This is a genomic window from Serinicoccus kebangsaanensis, from assembly GCF_008919445.1.
Lineage (GTDB): Bacteria > Actinomycetota > Actinomycetes > Actinomycetales > Dermatophilaceae > Ornithinicoccus > Ornithinicoccus kebangsaanensis.
The window spans coordinates 1-18,779 of the sequence record NZ_VSLG01000018.1 but is presented as its reverse complement, the minus strand read 5'-3'; the positions used below and the strand labels follow the sequence as shown (position 1 = coordinate 18,779).

13 protein-coding genes are annotated in these 18,779 nt (G+C 69.9%); 7 read left to right on the top strand and 6 right to left on the bottom strand.

Translation table 11 applies throughout. From position 1 onward, the window contains the following. Positions 1–22 precede the first annotated feature (22 nt). Both FXF60_RS15060 and FXF60_RS15055 read left to right on the top strand, forming a co-directional pair. The gene (locus FXF60_RS15060) at positions 23–1,006 is read left to right on the top strand and encodes an ATP-binding cassette domain-containing protein (RefSeq protein WP_238335883.1); all 984 of its coding nucleotides are present in this window, start codon (positions 23–25) and stop codon (positions 1,004–1,006) included. Beyond that, complete coding sequence (locus FXF60_RS15055; protein ID WP_151526798.1) at positions 1,003–1,851, top strand: ABC transporter permease; 849 nt, start codon at positions 1,003–1,005, stop codon at positions 1,849–1,851. Before FXF60_RS15060 ends, FXF60_RS15055 begins: the two co-directional genes overlap by 4 nt. A gap of 145 nt (positions 1,852–1,996) precedes the next feature. Here the strand turns inward: FXF60_RS15055 and FXF60_RS16965 are convergent, their stop codons facing one another. Beyond that, positions 1,997–4,648 (bottom strand): DUF222 domain-containing protein, encoded by a 2,652-nt coding sequence (locus FXF60_RS16965; protein ID WP_151526797.1) that lies wholly within the window; start codon positions 4,646–4,648, stop codon positions 1,997–1,999. Then, complete coding sequence (locus tag FXF60_RS15045) at positions 4,645–5,874, bottom strand: metal-dependent hydrolase family protein (protein WP_151526796.1); 1,230 nt, start codon at positions 5,872–5,874, stop codon at positions 4,645–4,647. The genes FXF60_RS16965 and FXF60_RS15045 overlap by 4 nt, the downstream gene beginning before the upstream one ends. Positions 5,875–5,999: 125 nt before the next feature. Here FXF60_RS15045 and FXF60_RS15040 point away from each other — a divergent pair, with 125 nt between their 5' ends. Beyond that, on the top strand, positions 6,000–7,730 hold the full coding sequence (locus FXF60_RS15040) for a cell wall-binding repeat-containing protein (protein WP_151526795.1): 1,731 nt from the start codon (positions 6,000–6,002) through the stop codon (positions 7,728–7,730). Position 7,731: 1 nt separating this feature from the next. Here FXF60_RS15040 and FXF60_RS15035 read toward each other — a convergent pair whose 3' ends face one another. Together FXF60_RS15035 and FXF60_RS15030 are read right to left on the bottom strand one after the other, a co-directional pair. Next, positions 7,732–8,382, bottom strand: coding sequence for an HAAS signaling domain-containing protein (locus FXF60_RS15035; RefSeq protein WP_151526794.1), 651 nt, complete (start codon positions 8,380–8,382; stop codon positions 7,732–7,734). Then, positions 8,379–8,717, bottom strand: a complete 339-nt coding sequence (locus FXF60_RS15030) for a PadR family transcriptional regulator (RefSeq protein WP_151526793.1) — start codon at positions 8,715–8,717, stop codon at positions 8,379–8,381. The genes FXF60_RS15035 and FXF60_RS15030 overlap by 4 nt, the downstream gene beginning before the upstream one ends. Before the next feature lie 153 nt (positions 8,718–8,870). Here FXF60_RS15030 and FXF60_RS15025 point away from each other — a divergent pair, with 153 nt between their 5' ends. Both FXF60_RS15025 and FXF60_RS15020 read left to right on the top strand, forming a co-directional pair. Next, complete coding sequence (locus FXF60_RS15025) at positions 8,871–11,345, top strand: DNA gyrase/topoisomerase IV subunit A (RefSeq protein ID WP_151526792.1); 2,475 nt, start codon at positions 8,871–8,873, stop codon at positions 11,343–11,345. 139 nt (positions 11,346–11,484) lie between these two features. Beyond that, positions 11,485–12,021 carry a nucleotidyltransferase domain-containing protein gene (locus tag FXF60_RS15020; protein WP_238335882.1) on the top strand — a complete coding sequence of 179 codons (537 nt, stop codon included), beginning with the start codon at positions 11,485–11,487 and terminating at the stop codon, positions 12,019–12,021. 1,472 nt (positions 12,022–13,493) lie between these two features. On the opposite strand, the gene FXF60_RS15010 is transcribed toward FXF60_RS15020, so the two are convergent. Continuing rightward, complete coding sequence (locus FXF60_RS15010; protein WP_238335886.1) at positions 13,494–14,087, bottom strand: AAA family ATPase; 594 nt, start codon at positions 14,085–14,087, stop codon at positions 13,494–13,496. A 234-nt stretch (positions 14,088–14,321) separates the two neighbouring features. Here FXF60_RS15010 and FXF60_RS15005 point away from each other — a divergent pair, with 234 nt between their 5' ends. Together FXF60_RS15005 and FXF60_RS15000 are read left to right on the top strand one after the other, a co-directional pair. Further along, on the top strand, positions 14,322–15,737 hold the full coding sequence (locus tag FXF60_RS15005; RefSeq protein ID WP_151526788.1) for a 3' terminal RNA ribose 2'-O-methyltransferase Hen1: 1,416 nt from the start codon (positions 14,322–14,324) through the stop codon (positions 15,735–15,737). Next, on the top strand, positions 15,727–18,249 hold the full coding sequence (locus tag FXF60_RS15000; protein WP_151526787.1) for a polynucleotide kinase-phosphatase: 2,523 nt from the start codon (positions 15,727–15,729) through the stop codon (positions 18,247–18,249). Before FXF60_RS15005 ends, FXF60_RS15000 begins: the two co-directional genes overlap by 11 nt. A gap of 283 nt (positions 18,250–18,532) precedes the next feature. On the opposite strand, the gene FXF60_RS16595 is transcribed toward FXF60_RS15000, so the two are convergent. Further along, positions 18,533–18,697, bottom strand: coding sequence for a hypothetical protein (locus FXF60_RS16595; protein ID WP_192796768.1), 165 nt, complete (start codon positions 18,695–18,697; stop codon positions 18,533–18,535). Positions 18,698–18,779: the final 82 nt, after the last annotated feature.

Genomic DNA, 18,779 nt, shown 5'->3' with positions numbered 1-18,779 from the left:
TGACGACCACCGAGGTGCATCCGTGACCATCATCGAGGCGCAGGACCTGCGCAAGACCTATCGCTCGCGCTCCGGCGACGTGCACGCCCTGGACGGGCTGTCGCTCAGCGTGCCCGAGGGCACCGTCAAGGGGTTGCTGGGACCCAACGGCGCCGGGAAGACGACGGCGGTCAAGGTGCTCAACACCCTGCTGCGGCCCGACTCGGGCACCGCGACCGTCGCCGGCGTCGACGTGCTCCGCGACCCAGAGGGGGTGCGCCGGGTGATCGGCGCGAGCGGGCAGTATGCCGCGGTCGACGAGCACCTCACCGGCCGGGAGAACCTCGAGATGGTGGGTCGGCTCTACCACCTCGGCGGGAGCACCGCGAAGGGGCGGGCGCAGGAGCTGCTGGAGCAGTTCGACCTCGTGGACGCCGGCGACCGGCCGGTCAAGGGCTTCTCCGGGGGTATGCGTCGTCGCATCGACCTCGCCTGCGCGCTCGTGAACAACCCGCAGATCCTCTTCCTGGACGAGCCCACGACCGGGCTGGACCCGCGCAGCCGGCTCGGGCTGTGGGAGGTCATCAAGACCCTCGTGGGCGAGGGCACGACGGTGCTGCTCACGACGCAGTACCTCGAGGAGGCGGACTACCTCGCGGACGACATCAGCGTGATCGACCACGGGACGGTCATCGCGGACGGCACCGCGGACGAGCTCAAGGCGCAGGTCGGTGGGCACCGCGTCGTGGTCACGCTCGTCGACGCCGGGCAGTCCGGCGCCGCACGTGAGGTGCTGCGTCGGCACGGGACCGACGACGTGCAGGCCGACTCCGCCGGGCGCACCCTCTCGGTGCCGGTGGACGGTGGCCCTCAGACGTTGCAGCAGGTGCTGGCCGCCCTCGGTGAGGCCGGGGTCGAGCTGCACGACGCCGGGATGCGACGCCCGACGCTCGACGACGTCTTCCTCACCCTCACCGGCCGCGAGCAGGCCGACGACACCGACGTCGACGTCAAGGAGAGCGCATGAGCACCCAGACCGCACCTGCCCCGGCCGCCCGGCCCACGGCGCCCGGCTCGGGGATGGGCACGTGGGCCTCCGACGTGTGGACCGTGACCTGGCGCAACCTCATCAAGTTTCGCCGCAACCCGGAGATGCTCCTCTTCGCGGTCCTGCAGCCGATCATGTTCGTCCTGCTGTTCAGCCAGGTCTACGCCGGCTCGATCCAGATCGAGGGCGGCGACTACACCAACTACCTCATGGCGGGGATCTTCGGTCAGACGGTGCTCTTCGGCTCGACCTTCTCCGGCTTCCAGATGGCGCAGGACCTTAAGGAGGGAATGATCGACCGCTTCCGGACGCTGCCGATGCACGACTCCGCGGTGCTCTTCGGCCGGACGAACGCCGACCTGGCCCTCAACGCGATCTCGATGGTGATCATGATGCTCACCGGGCTCGCCGTCGGGTGGCGTTTCACCGACGGCTGGGTGTCCTTCCTCGGCGGCGTGGCGATCCTGCTGGTCTTCAGCTATGCCTTCAGCTGGGTGATGACGCTGCTCGGGATCATCGTGCCGACCCCCGAGGTCATCAACAACGCGTCGTTCATGATCCTCTTCCCGCTGACCTTCATCTCCAACGCGTTCGTGCAGACCGACACGCTGCCGCGGGTGCTGGAGGTCATCGCCAACTGGAACCCGATCTCCGCGCTGGTCCAGGCCGCCCGGGAGCTCTTCGGCAACACCGGGGACGCCCCGACACCCGACACCTGGCCGATGCAGAACCCGGTGGTCACCGTCATCGTCGGGTCGATCCTGCTCATGGTGATCTTCGTGCCCCTGGCGGTGAACCGCTTCCGTCAGGCCTCCTCGCGCTGACGGCAGCCGCTCGGGCCGCGCACGAGGGTCGCCGCCTCTCGGGCCGCACTCGCCCCGCCGTTCTGAGCCGCGAAGCTGCTCCAGGTTCACCCCTGGGGCGTGCCTGAGCAGCCGGCCCGCCGGGGCCGGCTGCGGGGCGGGGCGGTCAGAGGTGCCAGGTGACGGTGCCGCCGCGGAGGGTGGCGGTCAGGTCGTGCTGGTGGACGTGGGTGTGGTGGCGCCCGCAGAGCAGGGCCATCCGGTCGGTGTCGGTGTGGCCGCCGCGGGCCCAGTGGTCCAGGTGGTGGCTGTCGCACCACTGCGGTGGGGCGGTGCACCCGGGGAAGGAGCAGCCGCCGTCCCGGACGGCCAGGGCCTTCCACTGGGCCGGGCTCGCGAACCTCGCGGTGCGGCCCAGCGCCAGAGGTGCCCCGTCGGCGGACAACCAGACCGGGGTCAGATCGCCGCTGCACCCGAGCTCCTCGGCCTGCCGGGGCGGCACGTAGTCCCCCACCGCCGTCGTCGCCGGACCGGTCGGCACACCACGGTCGGGGTCGAACGGGATCACCAGCATCACCGAGGCACGGGCCGTGGACGGCCCCGCCCCAGGGTTGCCGACCCCGCGGGTGATCACGGTCTGCAGGGCGTCGAAGCCTCGCTGCCGCGCGGACCTGGTGTCGGGCTCGACGATCTGGCCCCGCTCGTCCGTGACCGGTGCCGGCGCGGCCAGGGCACCGGTGAGCACGCCGTTGATCGTGGCGGCAGCCCCGTCCGGGGCATCGATGGTGAACCGGGTCAGGCCCGCACCGATCCGGCGCCGGGTGACCCGCCGCAGCTCGTGCGCGGCGCGCTCCCGCTCGTTCGGCTTCTTCTCGTGCAGCAGGTCCTCCACCAGCTGGTGGCACACCCGGGCCAGGTCCCGGTCGGACAGGTCGGTCCGGGCCGCGGCCGCAGTGGCGATGTCGGCATACGCCTGCGCCTGGTCCGGGTCCAACGATCCCCGCAGCCGCTTCATCGTGCGGGCCACCATCGCGCCGCGGTGCAACGGCACCGTGCCCGCGGCCACCGCCTCGCCGATCTGGGCGGTCGCCGGTGAGTCCGCCACCGCCACGACGTCCTTGATCCGGGCGGCGTCCTCGACCGGCAACCACGGGCAGCGCACCCGCAACCAGTCCACCAACGACAACGCCACGTCCTGGTGCAGCCCGCGCGACGCGGCCTCCCGCGCCAGGGTGTAACCCACGGCGTGCAGCTGCGTCGCCAACCTGCCCACCGCCTCGATCGCCGCCGTCAACGGCTCGTCCAGCACCGTGACCGCCTCCTGCGCGGTCAGCCCCGCCCGCGCTAAGGACCGGCGCGCGCCGTCCAGACCCGACTGCAGCTCCCGCACCGGCAGGTCGGGCTGCTCCCCGTCCAGCGCGTCGAACACCTCGTCCATGAACGCCTGATAGTCCCCCGCGTCGAGCAGGTCCGTCTCGCTCCCCCACCCGACCTCGTCGACCACACCTGCGCCCTCACCGCCGCGAGCATCCTCGTCTGCCCGGTCCGCGGCCCGCTCGGCCGCCAGCGACTCCCAGTCCGGTGCCCCGACCCACACGGGCGGGTCGGCAGCAGCCACCACCGACGCGGACCACACGTCCGCCCCGGCCGCCTGGCCGCCCCCTGCTCTCTCCATGGACACACACAACCACCTACCACCGACATACCCGCTGACCTGCACAGATGCGCGGTCAGAGACGGTGGTGACGACGGGCGGGACTGATGGGCCGGGACGGCCGGATCCCTCACGCCTTCGCCCCAGCCGAGCCGACGCCGGGAGGTGGGCGCCATGACCTCCATGGGATGGCCGAGACCCGTCCCGACGGTCGACGCGGTCAGCCCTCGCGTGAGCGCAGCACCAGCGCCGCAGTGGCAAGGTCCTCCGCGGCCGTGCGACCGACACGAAGGCGGTGACCTGCTCCTCGCTCTGGCGGCCCGCCTCCCGCCCGCTCACCACGTCGGCGAGGGTCACCCGGACGTCGCCGTCGTCGAGCACCCCGCGGCCCAGCGGACCGGTCAGCTCGCCCGCGGTATGCCGTGCCTCGGGCACGTCGACGACGATCCGGGCGCGGGTCATGAGGGCCTCGTCCGCCTCGACCATCTGCGGGCTGAACGAGCCGACGAGGTCGACGTGGGTCCCTGGCGACACGTCCTCGCCCAGCACCAACGGGTTTGTCGCCGAGGTGGCGGTGGTGATGACGTCGGCCCGCCGCACCGCGGCCCGCAGGTCGTCGGCGACGTCCGCGGCATACCCCTGACCGCGCAGCTGCTCGACCAGTCGCGCAGCCCGGCCGCGGTCGCGCGCCCACACGCTCGTGTGCCCGACCTCCCGGACCGCGGCGTAGCAGGCCGGCACGGCGGCCGCAACGTTGCCGGCACCGACGACCAGGTGCTCGCCGACCGCGGCCGGGGCGAGGTGGTCGGCGGCCAGGGCGCTGGCCGCGGCGGTGCGCCACCGGGTGAGCTCGGTACCGTCGAGGATCGCGCGCGGCACGCCCGTGGCGTGGTCGAGCAGCAGGTAGGTGCCGTGGATCGCGGGCAGACCACGATCCCCGTTGCCGGGGTGGTGGGTCGCGACCTTCACCCCGAGGAGGTCGCCGCTGCGCCACGCCGGCATGAGCAGCAGTGTCGCCGCGTGCCGGTCGTCGAGGGGGACGTGGCTGCGCTCCGGCGCCTCGACGCCACCCTCCGCGAAGACCTCCCGCAGCGCCTCGACCAGTGCCCCAGGATCGATGGCCGCCCGGACCTCGGCGGCATCGAGGACCTCGACGCCGGTCACGTGACGACGGGCTCGCGCTCCGGCGTCGGCTCCCCCGCCAGCCAGACCGACCGGACACGGTCGCCCAGCCCGGCGAGGTCGTCATACGCCCCGTCCAGGACGACGACGTCGCCGACCTTGCCCGGCTCCAGCGTGCCGTAGTCCTCCTCCACGCCGAGCAGCTCCGCGGCGACCCTGGTGGTCGCGTGCCAGGCCTCGATCTCGCTCATCCCCAGGTCACGCATGATCGCCAGCTCGTCGAGGTTCGTGCCGTGCTCGCCGACCCCGGAGTCGGTGCCCATCGCCACCTTCACGCCGGCCTCGATCGCGCGCCGGACGGAGTCGTCGTGCGCCTCGGACACCATCCGCGCCTTGGCCACGACCGCGTCCGGGAGAGGTATGCCCGCATCCGCCTGGGCGAGCACGGCGCGCGGCGCGAGGAGGGTCGGCACCAGCCAGGTGCCGCGGTCGAGCATCATCTCGATCGCCTCGTCGTCGAGGTAGATGCCGTGCTCGATGGAGCGGATGCCGCCGCGGACGGCGGCCTTGATCCCGTCGGTGGCCTGGGCGTGCGCCATGACGTGCAGCCCGGCGGCGCTGGCCTCGCTCACCAGCGCGTCGATCTCGTCGTCGCGCAGGTGCCCGTGCAGCGGGTTGCTCCGTGGCGAGAGCACTCCCCCGCTGGTCGCGACCTTGAGCACGTCCGCCCCGGCCCGGATCAGCTCGCGCACCTTCTTGCGCATCTCGACCGGTCCGTCGACGACGGCCGAGGGGCATCCCGGGTGCTCGGGCATGAGGCCGACGTGGGCACCGCACAGCTGCCAGTCGTCGCCGTGCCCCCCGGTCTGGCTGATGAGGTTGATGGCGATCTGCATCCTCGGCCCGGGGGTGAGCCCGCGACGCACCGCCTCGGCCACGCCCAGGTCGGCGCCGCCCGCGTCGCGGACCCAGGTGATGCCGGTGGCCAGCGTGCGCCGCAGCCGCCCGGCCGCCTCGAAGAACGGCAGGCTGAACGGCGTCTGCAGGATCCGCACCATGCTGGGCTGCTCGAACATGACGTGGACGTGGCAGTCGAAGAGGCCCGGCGTCACGGTCTGGCCGGTGCAGTCGACGACGCGGTCGGCCTCCACCCCCAGGCCGGGCCCGACCTGCTCCACCCGCCCGTCCACGACGAGGACGTCCGCCACGGACGGCTGGGCCAGGGTCCCGTCGACCACCGTCCCGCCGGTGAACAGTGTGCTGGTCATAGCTGGCGAGGCTACCCGCCCGCGCCGACACGCACATCAGCACGCGGCGCGGGGCAACCTTTCGCGCACCACCGGCGACATAGCGGTGTGGCACACCGTGGTGCCCATCCCGTGAGGAGCCCGAGATGCGACCGATCCGCCTGCTCAGCAGCCTGCTCGCCGCGGCCCTGGTGGCCGCCGGTCCGCTCGCCGCGCCGGCCGCGACGACCACGCCGCAGCCCTCCGCCGCGCCCACCGCCGGTGATCCCGACTTCCGGGTGGAGCGGTTGTCCGGCAGCGACCGCTACGCCACCGCCGCGCGGGTCAGCGCGCGCTTCCACTCCCCACGCGTGCCGGTGGTCTACGTCGCGGCCGGCGCCACCTTCCCGGACGCCCTCTCCGCGGGTCCGGCCGCCGACCGGCAGGGCGGGCCGGTGCTCTTCGTCCGGCGCACGGACATCCCCGGCTCCACGGCCCAGGAGCTGCGTCGGCTGCAACCGCGCAGCATCGTGGTCGTCGGGGGCAGCGGGGTCGTGGACAACCGCGTCGTCGAGGCGCTGCGCGGCTACACCACGGGGTCGGTGCAGCGGGTGTCGGGGACCACCCGCTACGACACCGCGCTCGCGGTCAGCCGGCATGCCTTCCCGGACGGCAGCGACGTCGTCTACGTCTCGACCGGTGCCGACTGGCCGGACGCGCTCGCCGCCGGTGCGGCCGCCGCCGTCCAGGACGCGCCGGTGCTCCTGACCGAGCCGGGCTCCCTCCCTCCGGCGGTCGCGGCGGAGATCGACCGGCTCGACCCGGGGCGGATCCTGCTCGTCGGTGGCAGCGCCGCCGTCGCCGAGTCCGTCCGTCGCCAGCTGGAGGGGTATGCCGTGACCGAGCGGGTCAGCGGCACCAACCGCTACGGCACCGCCCTGGCGGTGTCCCGCCGGGTCTTCGGCCCGAGCCGCCCGGGGGTCGTCATCGCGACCGGCACCGCGTTCCCCGACGCCCTGGCCGCGGTCCCGGCGACCGCCACCACCCGCGGACCGGTGCTGCTCGCCCGCCACGGCGGGATCCCGAGCGGCGTCGGGGGCGACCTCGACCGGCTGACCCCGGGCACGGCATACCTCATGGGCGGGACCAGCGCGCTATCCATCGACGTCGCCCGCGACGTGCAGCGCGCTCGGGGCATCTGCTGGGCCGGACCCACCTTCTCCGCCCGGGAGAGCCAGAAGATCCTGTCCACCGTCGGTGGCACGGACAGCAAGAAGATGGCCTTCACCCTCGACATGGGTGGGCGGCTTGAGGGTGCCCGCGGGCTGGTCGACTACCTCGTCGAGGAGCAGGTGTGCACCACCTTCTTCTCGACCAGCCAGATGGCCAACACCAGCGAGGGTCGCGCGGTGATGGCGCGGATCGCGGCGCACCCGGAGCTGTTCGAGGTCGGCAACCACACGGTGCACCACTGCGACCTGGTCCGTGGCGGCGGCGGCTCACCGAGCGGCGAGCCGTGCCGGCGCACGATGACCGACGCCGTGGTGCGCGCCGAGATCGCCGACGCCACCCCGGTGCTGCGCGACCTGACGGGTATGCCGGTGACCCCGATGTGGCGGCCGCCCTACGGCTCGCAGGACGCGCGGGTGCGCGGCATCGCCGCGAGCGAGGGATTCCCGGTCACCGCGATGTGGGCCAGGGACACCATCGACTGGAGCCCGGACACGTCTGCGGCGGAGATCGTGGCCCGGACGACCAGCCCGCTGCCGGCCAGCGGCAGCATCGTCCTGGCGCACATCGGGGGCTACCACACCGCCGAGGCGCTGCCGCAGATCGTCCGGACGATGCGCAACAACGGCTACACGATGACGACCATCTCGGACATGCGGGACGGGTGAGTCAGACCCTCACCTGCACCCGGGCCCGGCGCAGGGAGCGGACCAGTCGGAACACCGTGTAGACGACCAGGCACAGGTAGAGAATCAGCGCGACGTTGATGGCAGGCGCGATCCAGGAAACCGAGGAGGTGCATTCGACCGGGCCGCCCGAGGTCTGCGAGCACTCCTGCGCACCGTAGCCCCAGCTCACCCCGAAGGCGAACACCACCACAGACGGGGCTGCGCCCAGCACCACTGCACCCCACACCTTGTCGCCCACACCCCACAGCCGGGACCACAGCAGCAGCCCGAGCCCGCCCACCCAGAGCAGCAGGTTCACCGGGAAGAGGAAGAACAGCGGGATGGCGAGCAGCAGGCATACCAGCGATGCGGTCTCGAGCCTGCCCGACGTCCGCGGGTCAGCACCGCCTCTCGTGCCTGAGTCCTCTTCCTCGACCGACGCGGCGCTCACCACCGTCTCCGGCTCCCCGAGCCGGTCCAGCACCTGCCGGACCTGCGCCTCGCTCGCACCCTCCGGGAGCGCATCCGCGAGATGGGCCTCGATGTCACCTCGCAGGTCAGCCGCGTCGACCGCGCTCAGCCTGCCAGTCGATGCGGCGTCGAGGCTCGCGAGATAGTCCCGCACGAGCGGTTGCTGCTGGATCTCGTTCATGAGTTCTCCGTTCGTCGCAGGATCGCGTCGACTGTCGTGGTGAAGTCCGCCCAGGCCTGACGGAAGTCCGCCAGCGCCCGCCTGCCCTGGTCGGTCAGCGTGTAGTAGCGGCGAGGCGGACCCGACGCCGAGTCTCGCCAGGCCGTGGTGACGAGCTCGACCTGGCGCAGCCTGCGCAGCAGTGGGTAGACCGTGCCCTCGCTGGCCACGAGACCGGCCTCGGACAGCGCGGTCACCAGCTCGTAGCCGTAGCGCTCCTCGTCCTCGAGCAGCGCCAGGACGCAGTGCTGCAGCGCGCCCTTGCGCAACTGGGTGACCGCCTGGCTCGCTACCATGCATGGCATGGTAGCGGGTGATGCCAGGTAGTGGTAGCGCTTCTCCACCTCTCCGCGTGTCCACAGATCTCGCCGCGCCTCCTCCGAGGGCGGTGCGGGGCGGCATACCCTGAGCGCTGTCCCCCACCGAGACACCAGGAGCAGCACCGACCCATGGCCCGCCGCAAGCGTTCGCAGAGCGAGGACCTCTTCGACGTCGAGGAGAAGATCCTCGAGGTCGACGCGGTCGAGGAGATGGAGGGCGCGTTCCTCGAGTATGCCTACTCGGTCATCTACTCGCGGGCGCTGCCGGACGCGCGGGACGGGCTGAAGCCGGTGCAGCGGCGCATCCTCTTCGGGATGCACGAGCTGGGGCTGCGGCCGGACAAGGCGCACGTGAAGTGCTCGCGCGTCGTCGGTGAGGTGATGGGCAAGTACCACCCGCACGGGGACCAGGCGATCTACGACGCGATGGTGCGGATGGCGCAGCCGTTCACGATGCGGCTGCCGCTGGTGGACGGGCACGGCAACTTCGGGTCGCTGGACGACGGCCCGGCGGCCAGCCGCTACACCGAGGCGCGGATGGCGCCGGCCGCGCTGCTCATGACCGGCAGCCTGGACGAGAGCACGGTCGACTACGTCCCGAACTACGACGACCAGCTCTTCCAGCCCGACGTGCTGCCCGCGGCCTTCCCGAACCTGCTGGTCAACGGTGCCACCGGCATCGCGGTCGGGATGGCGACGAACATGCCGCCGCACAACCTGGTCGAGGTCATCGGCGCGGCCCGGCACCTCATCGCGAACCCTCAGGCGGACCTGGAGGCGCTGATGCGCTTCGTGCCCGGCCCCGACCTGCCGCTGGGCGGGCGGATCGTGGGGCTGGACGGCATCCGTGAGGCCTACGAGACGGGGCGTGGGTCGTTCCGCACCCGGGCGACCGCGCGGATCGAGAACGTCACGCCGCGCAAGAAGGGGATCGTCGTCACCGACCTGCCCTACCTCGTCGGGCCGGAGAAGGTGATCGAGAAGGTCAAGCAGCTGGCGCAGAGCAAGAAGCTGCAGGGCATCTCCGACATCATCGACCTCACCGACCGGACCAAGGGGCTGCACCTGGTCATCGAGATCAAGACCGGCTTCAACCCTGAGGCGGTGCTGGAGCAGCTCTACAAGCTGACGCCGATGGAGGAGTCCTTCGGCATCAACAACGTGGCGCTGGTGGAGGGGCAGCCGCGGACGCTGGGGCTCAAGGAGCTGCTGGGGGTGTATGTCGACTTCCGCACCGAGGTGGTCCGGCGCCGGACCGAGCACCGGTTGGGGAGGAAGAAGGACCGGCTGCACATCGTCGAGGGCCGGCTGCTGGCGATCCTCGACATCGACGAGGTCATCCAGCTCATCCGGGCCAGCGACGACGCCGCCGCGGCCAAGACCCGGCTGATGCAGGTCTTCGACCTCTCCACCACGCAGGCGGACGACATCCTCGGGATCCCGCTGCGGCAGCTGACGAAGTTCTCCCGGATCGAGCTGGAGAGCGAGCGAGACGAGCTCGAGCGCGAGATCGAGGCGCTGGAGGCGATCCTGGCGGACGAGCAGCTGCTGCTCAAGGTCGTGTCCGACGAGCTGGCCGAGGTGGCGCAGCAGCACGGCACCCCGCGACGCACCGTGCTGCTGGAGAGCGACGGAACCGGGGCCTCCTCGGCCGCTGCTGCTGGCGCGGCGACCGGGTCCAAGGCCTCCGGGATGGACCTGGAGGTCGCGGACGACCCGTGCCGGGTGCTGCTCTCCTCCACCGGGCTGCTGGCGCGCGCCGGGGCCGACGAGCCCGGCGTGGGCGGCAACCGGGCCAAGCACGACGTCATCACCTCGCAGGTGAGCACGACGGCTCGGGGGGAGATCGGGCTGCTGACCAGCGCCGGCCGGGTGGTGAAGCTGTCGGTCGTCGAGCTGCCGGCGCTGCCGCCGTCGGCGGGGGCTCCGAACCTGTCCGGTGGCGCGCCCGTGTCGGCCTTCGTCGACCTGCCCCCGGGCGAGCAGGTCCTGGGGCTGTGCTCGCTGACCGGCGAGGGCATGGGCCTGGCGCTCGGCACCCGCGACGGCGTGGTGAAGCGGGTGAACCCGGACTACCCCGTCAACCGTGACTCCTTCGAGGTGATCTCGCTCAAGGAGGGCGACGCGGTGGTCGGCGCCCGCGAGCTGGTGACGGGCGAGGAGGAGTTCGTCTTCGTCACCTCGGACGCCCAGCTGCTGCGCTTCGCCGCGTCGCTGGTGCGGCCGCAGGGGCGCTCCGGTGGCGGCATCGCCGGGGTCAAGCTGGGCAGCGGCGCACGCGTCGTCAGCTTCGGGGCTGTCGACACCGGTGTCGAGAACGCCGTCGTCACCGTGGCCGGTGCCGCCGGTGCCCTGCCAGGCACCCAGACCGGCACGGTCAAGGTCACCGACCTGTGGGCATACCCCACGAAGGGGCGGGCGACCGGCGGGGTGCGGTGCCATCGCCTGCTCAAGGGCGAGGACCAGCTGATCCTGGCCTGGGCCGGCGCCGCTCCTCCCCGGGCGGCCTCAGCCAACGGGGTCGCGGTCGACCTGCCGGAGACCGGCGACAAGCGCGACGGCTCCGGTATGCCCGCCCCAGCGCCGATCGCGGCCGTGGGCTGAGGCGCGGCGAGTCTGCCTGATCGTGCCGCCGCAACCTCCCAGTGCCCAACCTCGCGCTGTCGGCCCTCTCGGGCTGAAGGAGTTCCACCGCTGGTACGGCGACTGGGACCCACTCGACCCCACAACGATCGCCGCGTTCATGGAGGGCTTCGACCGCCCCTGGTGGATCATCGGCGGCTGGAGTATTGAGGCCTTCACCGGCGTCGCACGCGACCACGAGGACATGGACATCTCGATCCTGTCGAGTGATGCCGAGGCTTTCAGGCTCTTCCTCGGCGACCGCTGGACGCCATGGAATGTCGACGACAGCTGGTTCCGGCCGTTCGACCATCGGTTCACCGATGTCCGAGCGGGCAGTCAGGTGTGGGTGCGCCGTGACGCACATTCGCCCTGGGTTCTCGATGTTCCGTTCACCCCGGACACCGGGGGCCGCTGGACCAACAAGCGCCACCTTGCCCACACCGAGGACCTCGAGGACGTCACCTGGGTCGCGTCGGACGGGCTGCGCTACGCCCGGCCAGAAGTGACAGTGATGTTCAAGGCTGCCCAAGTCAGGGACAAGGACCGCCACGACGCCGCAGTGGCACTCCCGCGCCTGGATTCCGCGGCGCGACGATGGCTGCGCGACGCAGTCGCCCGCATCGATCCCGACCACGAGTGGGTCCGAACGCTCTGAGACGGCGATGGCTGCCGCCGCGTTTGGGGTCAAGCACAGTCGGCTCCAGCACCTGTCGAAGAACCGCATCCACACGCACATGGAACAGCTGCAGACCTCCGACCATCCGTGGAGACGCTGTGGAGTTCGAGGTCCTGTCTGAGTCCCGCTACCCCCTACGGACCAGAGGGAGACCTTGGCGTTCGACGTCAGCGACCCACTGTCGGGTCTGTTCCGGTGATGTCAGGCGGACCACCGTAGGGCCCGCAGGATCGTCCAGCATCTCTGCTATCCGAGTCCGCTTGCGTTCGAAGCTGCGGAAGTGCCACAGGATGATGGAGTCCCGAGACAGTGCTTGGCGGATCGACTCGACGTTGCCGTTACACACGCGTTCACGGGTCAAAGTCCGTGCGAGGGTCCGCCTGAGGAGCCGCAACAACGACACACGCCGGGGGTAGTCGAGAGCCACGACCAGCTGCGCCTGCGCGACGATGACGTCCTTCCACTGTCCGTAGGCCGTATCCAGGATCCACGCGGGCTGGTCCGCGATCGCTTGCGCTAATGCCCGCTGCTCGTCGGCCGGGCGCTCACGCCACGAGGGCAACCACCCGATCTCGTCATCCGCTGAGTGCCAAGGCAACCCGGTCCTCGCCCCCAGGGTCCGGGCGAGAGTCGTCTTGCCCGACCCCGTGACCCCGTAGATCAACACGCGTTGCACCCGGAACATCCAGCCAACATATCCAGTGGCAAGCGAGACTCATCTCAGCGCTCAGCCACGTCACCAAGACATCCGCTATTGCCGCGGAGGGCCCGTTGTTGTCGAGCCTCGGGCAGAGCTCGGTCAGGTTGCGTCTGATGTGTGTGGGGGCGCTGTCCCGGTGTGGTGGTGCTGCCTGCCAGTCAGGCTAGTGCGCATCTGGCGGACTGCACAGAAGCCGACGACGGTCAGCCAGGTCAACCCCAAGGGCTGCGCGAGCCCGCCGGTCATCGCCGTGACCCATGAACCACCTACACCCAGCCACAGGACCCAGGACAGGGGCGGCACGATCGCGACGACACCAGCGACCACGGCTTCGATAGCCAGCACGAGCCACGAATGCCACCGAAGCCGACCGAGCAGCGCCAGGACCACGAACACCAAGGACAGGAGAAGCGAAACTGCCCAAGGGCCCCAATAATCTGCCATCGAAACCTCGGCCCTCGCCTCCACCTTGGCTTGGGCCGTCCACCCGGTAGTCCAAAGCAAAAGCATCAACACGGGCACCCGGGCTAGCTGCACCGCTTGGAACCTCTTCTCCATGGACTTCTCCACCCGACCTCGGGAGTGCCCCTGACCGTTCCCAAATCAGGCACAAGTTGCGTGAGCCCGACACCCTGCCCCATCACGCGCGAGGTCACAACACGTGGCTGGCTCTGCGACAGGTCCTCACGAACAGCAGCACTGTTCTGCCGCGTGACGCGCTCGGCCACCGTGCGGTGTTGGGCGTCGGAAGTCAGTGAGTGGGGGTCCCGCGCGAGGCGTCGACCCACTGGATGATCCTTGCCGCGGACTTCGCTGGCGGTACCTCAACCGTGTCCAGAACCAGATGTGGGTGCTGAGCGAGGAGCTCGCTGGCCACGCCATCCCCGTCGATAGACGTCATCTGCCACTCGGTCTCCATCTGTCTCACGTTCTCGTCCGACCACTCGACGTCCCGCTTCGATGCCTTGTGCAGGAGTCGCTCTTCCGTGCGGTTCCGAGCCAACCGCGTGCTCAGGTCGGCTCGCAGCTCAACGAAAGCGACGCTCTCGAAGATGCTGACATAAGAGGCCATCTCCGCCAGATCGCCCTGCGAGTCGAGTGCCCAGACGACGGAGAAGATGAGATCGACGCCATGCTCGGCGGCTTCCTCCAACACGCGACGTCGGAACTCTGCATTGAGAGTGTTGAAGGGCGGGGTGCCGTAGCCGAAGGTCTCGAGGAGCGGTTCGATCGTCATGTGGTTGTGGAACAAGCGAAAGGAACTGTTCTCGGCGACCGCGCGGCCCACCGTCATTTTCCCGACAGCCGGAGGCCCGAACAGCAAGAGAAGCATGCGCCACAGCATGACACTCACCCAGCAGACCGCGGCCTGCGCTGTGCCTCGCTCCGGCATCCGCGTTCCCATCGGCCCCCGGACCATCTCCACCAGGACACACACGCACTCATCTGCCGCGTGTCGCTCAACGTGAGAGCCAGTCCGGTCGGCGCACGCAACCGGGTGCCTTGTTTCAGCCACTCGTAGAATTGCGCCCGCGTGGCCTGTCGACCCGTGACGTCGGTGCTCGGGCAGACTGAGTGGATGCTCTTGACCGTGGCGACGACGCACCAGCCGGCGACTGATCTGGGTTACCTGTTGCATAAGCACCCTGACCGGGTGCAGCACTTCGAGCAGTCGTTCGGCACCGCTACGGTCTTCTATCCCGAAGCGAGCAATGAGAGGTGCACGGTCGCCCTCATGCTGGATGTCGACCCTGTCCGGTTGGCACGTTCCCGCGGAAAGGGCTCTCCCGACTTCAGCCTGGCGCAGTATGTGAACGACCGTCCGTATGCGGCGTCCTCGTTGCTTGCCGTCGCATTGGCGAAGGTCTTCAGCACCGCCCGTAGCGGGCGTGGGGGCTCCCGACAGGAACTAGCGGACCGGCCCATCCCGTTGGAGGTCAACATCCCGGTTCTGCCGTGCCGCGGCGGGCCTCCCATCGCGCACCGCCTCTTCGAGCCACTGGGCTGGACCGTGGACGCGCTCCCTGTCCCGCTGGATGAGGGGTTCCCTGAGTGGGGAGGTTCCAGGTATGTCCGGCTTCGCCTTGCTGGCCAGGTGCGCCTGGCCGACGCGCTCAATCAGTTGCACGTCTTGTTGCCGGTGCTGGATGAGTCGAAGCACTACTGGCAGGGTCCAGACGAGGTGGACAAGCTGATGCGCTCGGGCGACGCCTGGCTACCGACGCACCCGGAGCGAGAGTTCATCACGCACCGGTACCTCGGTCGCGCCGGCACCCTTCGGCGTGAGGCCCTGGCTCGTCTGGCTGAGCTCGGGGACGACCTTGCTGATGAGGTGGCCCCGGTCGAGGACGAGGAGGTGCAGCAGCCCGTGGAGAAGCGGCTGCCGTTAAACGCTCAGCGGCACGCAGCGGTGTACCAGGTGCTGCTCGGTGCGGGTGCGCAGTCGGTCATCGATCTGGGGTGCGGTTCGGGGCAGTTGCTCGACCGGTTGGTCAAGACGGCGGCCTTCTCCCGGGTCGCTGGGTCGGACGTGTCGGCACGGTCGTTGCAGCATGCTGCCGCACGCCTGCGGCTTGAACAGATGAGCGAGCGGCAGGCTGACCGGGTCCAGCTGTTCCACAGCGCCTTGACCTATGAGGACGACCGGTTCGCCGGTTTCGATGCCGCGGTGCTGATGGAGGTCGTCGAGCACATCGACCCCTCTCGCCTGGAGGCGCTTGAACGTGTTGTGTGGGGCGCAGCCCGGCCACGGGTTGTCGTGGTGACGACCCCGAACAGCGAGTACAACGTCATGTACGAGGGGTTGACGGGGATGCGGCACCCTGACCACCGGTTCGAGTGGACCCGCTCGGAGTTCGCTGAGTGGTCCGAGCACGTTGCCGCCGCCTATGGCTACACGGTGCAGCGGCGCGGCGTCGGAGAGGTCGACGAGACACTCGGGGCGCCCACGCAGATGGCCATCTTCACCTGGCAGGAGGGCCGAGATGAGCGATGACTCGCAGGAACTCTCGGTCACCGTGCCGGCCATGGGTCTGGTCGTGCTGATCGGCGTGTCAGGGAGCGGGAAGTCGACGTTCGCCCGGACCCACTTCAAGCCGACCGAGGTCCTCTCCAGCGACTTCTGCCGCGGCTTGGTCGCCGACGACGAGAATGACCAGTCAGCCACTCCAGATGCGTTCGACGTGCTGCACTACATCGTCGGCACACGGTTGCGGCGCGGGCTGCTGACCGTAGTCGACGCCACCAACGTGCAACGGGCCGCCCGGGCGTCCTTGGTCAGGCTCGCCAAGAGTCATGACGTCCTCGTGGACGCCATCGTGCTGGACGTGCCTGAGGCGGTCGCGGTCGAGCGCACCACGGCACGGCCAGACCGCGACTTCGGCCGCCACGTCATCGCCCGCCAGCGCCGAGACCTGCAGCGGTCCCTGGGGAAGCTCAAGAAGGAAGGGTTCCGGCGGGTCCACGTGCTGAATGGCACCGGCCAGGTCGACGCGGCGCGGATCGTGCGTGAGCGCCCGTGGAACGACCGCACGGACGCGCACGGCCCCTTCGACATCGTCGGCGACGTCCACGGGTGTGCCTCGGAGCTGCGGAGCCTGCTCACCAAGCTGGGCTGGACCGTCAGGCTGAGCGACACCGGCGCCGCGGTCGGAGCCTCTCACCCGGAGGGCAGGCAGGCCGTCTTCGTCGGAGATCTGGTCGACCGTGGCCCGGATAGCGCTGGTGTGCTGCGCTTGGTCATGGGCATGGTCGCCTCCGGCGACGCGCTCTGTGTGTCCGGCAACCACGAGGCCAAGCTGCTGCGTGCCCTCCGCGGGTCGAAGGTGACGATCTCCCACGGCCTGGCCGAAACCCTCACCCAGCTTGAGAAGGAGTCTGACGACTTTCGAGCAGGGACGCGGAGCTTCTTGGATGGACTCATCGGCCACTACGTCCTCGACGACGGCAAGCTCGTCGTCGCCCACGCCGGGCTGAAGGAGGCCTACCACGGCCGGTCCTCGGGGCGGGTCCGCGCCTTCGCGCTGTATGGCGACACCACTGGCGAGACCGACGAGTACGGGCTGCCCGTGCGCTACCCCTGGGCGCAGGAATACCGCGGCGAAGCCATGGTGGTCTACGGTCACACGCCGGTCCCGGAGGCGGAATGGGTGAACAACACCATCTGCCTGGACACCGGCGTCGTCTTCGGCGGCGCGCTCACCGCGCTGCGGTACCCCGAGCGCCAGATCGTGTCCGTACCGGCCGAGCAGCAGTGGTACGAACCGGTCCGACCGCTTACACCCGCGGTCGGTGACCGCGAGCCCAAGGTGCTGCGGATCGGCGACGTCGTCGGCACCCGCTGGCTGGAGACCATCCACGCCGGCAAGATCAAGATCCCCGAGGAGAACGCCGCCGCCGCCCTGGAGGTCATGAGCCGGTTCGCCGTCGACCCGCGCTGGCTGATCTACCTGCCCCCCACCATGTCACCGGTCGCCACCTCCACAACGGAGGGGTTCCTGGAGCACCCCGAGCAAGCGTTCGAGGAGTACGCAGGTTGGGGCGTCACGCGCGTCGTGTGCGAGGAGAAGCACATGGGCTCACGCGCCATCGCCGTCATGGCCCAGGACGCGCAGGCCGCTGAGCGGCGTTTCGGCGTCAGCGACGGCACCATCGGCGCCCTGTACACCCGCACCGGACGGCCGTTCTTCGCGGACACCACCGAGCTCCTCGAACGCCTCCGCCTTTCGGCCGCGCCGCTGTTCAAGTCACTGGACACGGACTGGCTCGCTCTCGACTGCGAACTCCTTCCCTGGTCAGCCAAAGCGCTCGACCTCATCAAGACGCAGTACGCCTCCGTCGGGGCGGCCGCCACCCACGCCCTGCCGGAGGCCCTCACTGTCCTCGAGCAAGCCGCAGCACGCGGCCTTGACGTCCGGGCACTCACGCAACAGTCGGAGCGCCGCCTCGCCAACGCCAAGAGGTTCCGGGAGGCTTATGCCGCCTACGTACGACCGACGCAGGGCCTGGACGGTGTGACGCTTGCTCCCTTCCAGATTCTCGCCGCAGAGGGCCGCGCCCTGGCGCTGACCGAACCGCACGAGTGGCACCTCGCCGAACTGTCCAAGATGGAGGGCGACCTCATCACCCCGACCCGCCACCAGTTCGTCGACCTCGCCTCCATCCAGGAGCGTGGAGAAGCGACCCAATGGTGGAACGACCTGACCGTCGGCGGCGGAGAAGGAGTGGTCGTGAAACCGGCTCACCTCACCGACGCCTCGGTGCAACCCGGCATCAAGGTCCGAGGGCGCGAGTACTTGCGCATCATCTACGGACCCGACTACACCGACTCGCTCTCACTCCTGCGCGACCGGAACCTGGGGAAAAAGCGGCAGCTGGCCCGACGCGAGCACAGCCTCGGACTCGAAGCCCTGACAGCCTTCGTCGAACACGCCCCACTCTGGAAAGTGCATCAAGCGGTATTCAGCGTCCTCGCGCTGGAATCCGAGCCCGTCGATCCTAGACTATGAGAAGGGGCAACCACGAGCTGTAAAGGGCGGCCGGACCACATGCAAAGTCGATTGGTGATCGTCGTCGACGCTTCGGCCATGGTCGAGGCCCTACTGGGTCGCGATGTCGATGCGGATCTGGGACCTTCGGCATCAGTACACGAGCTACGACGCCGCCTACATCGCCATGGCCGAGGCGCTAGCAGCGCCGCTACATACGTGCGACGCCAAACTCGGCAGCGGCGGTCACAACGCGGTCATCCACCTTCACGGACAGCGCACTAATTGCAGCAGTGGGCAGCTTTCACGGCTTGGTCAAGGCGAGCCGCTGCTCTGGGCCCCATTCGTAGGAGTCGTCGCAGCGGTATCCCCTCAACCAGGGTTCGTCGTCGACCACCCGCAGGTAGAAGCCCTTGGGGTATGCCTCATCCTCGCTGAGCGGTTCGGACGCGACGTGGATGGAGCCCACCGGGGGGTCAAGTCCCGGGTAGTGGTGTAGCGCTGTGCTCCTTCGGCAGGGGTTGTCAGGCGGTCAGCGCGGGTGGGGCATC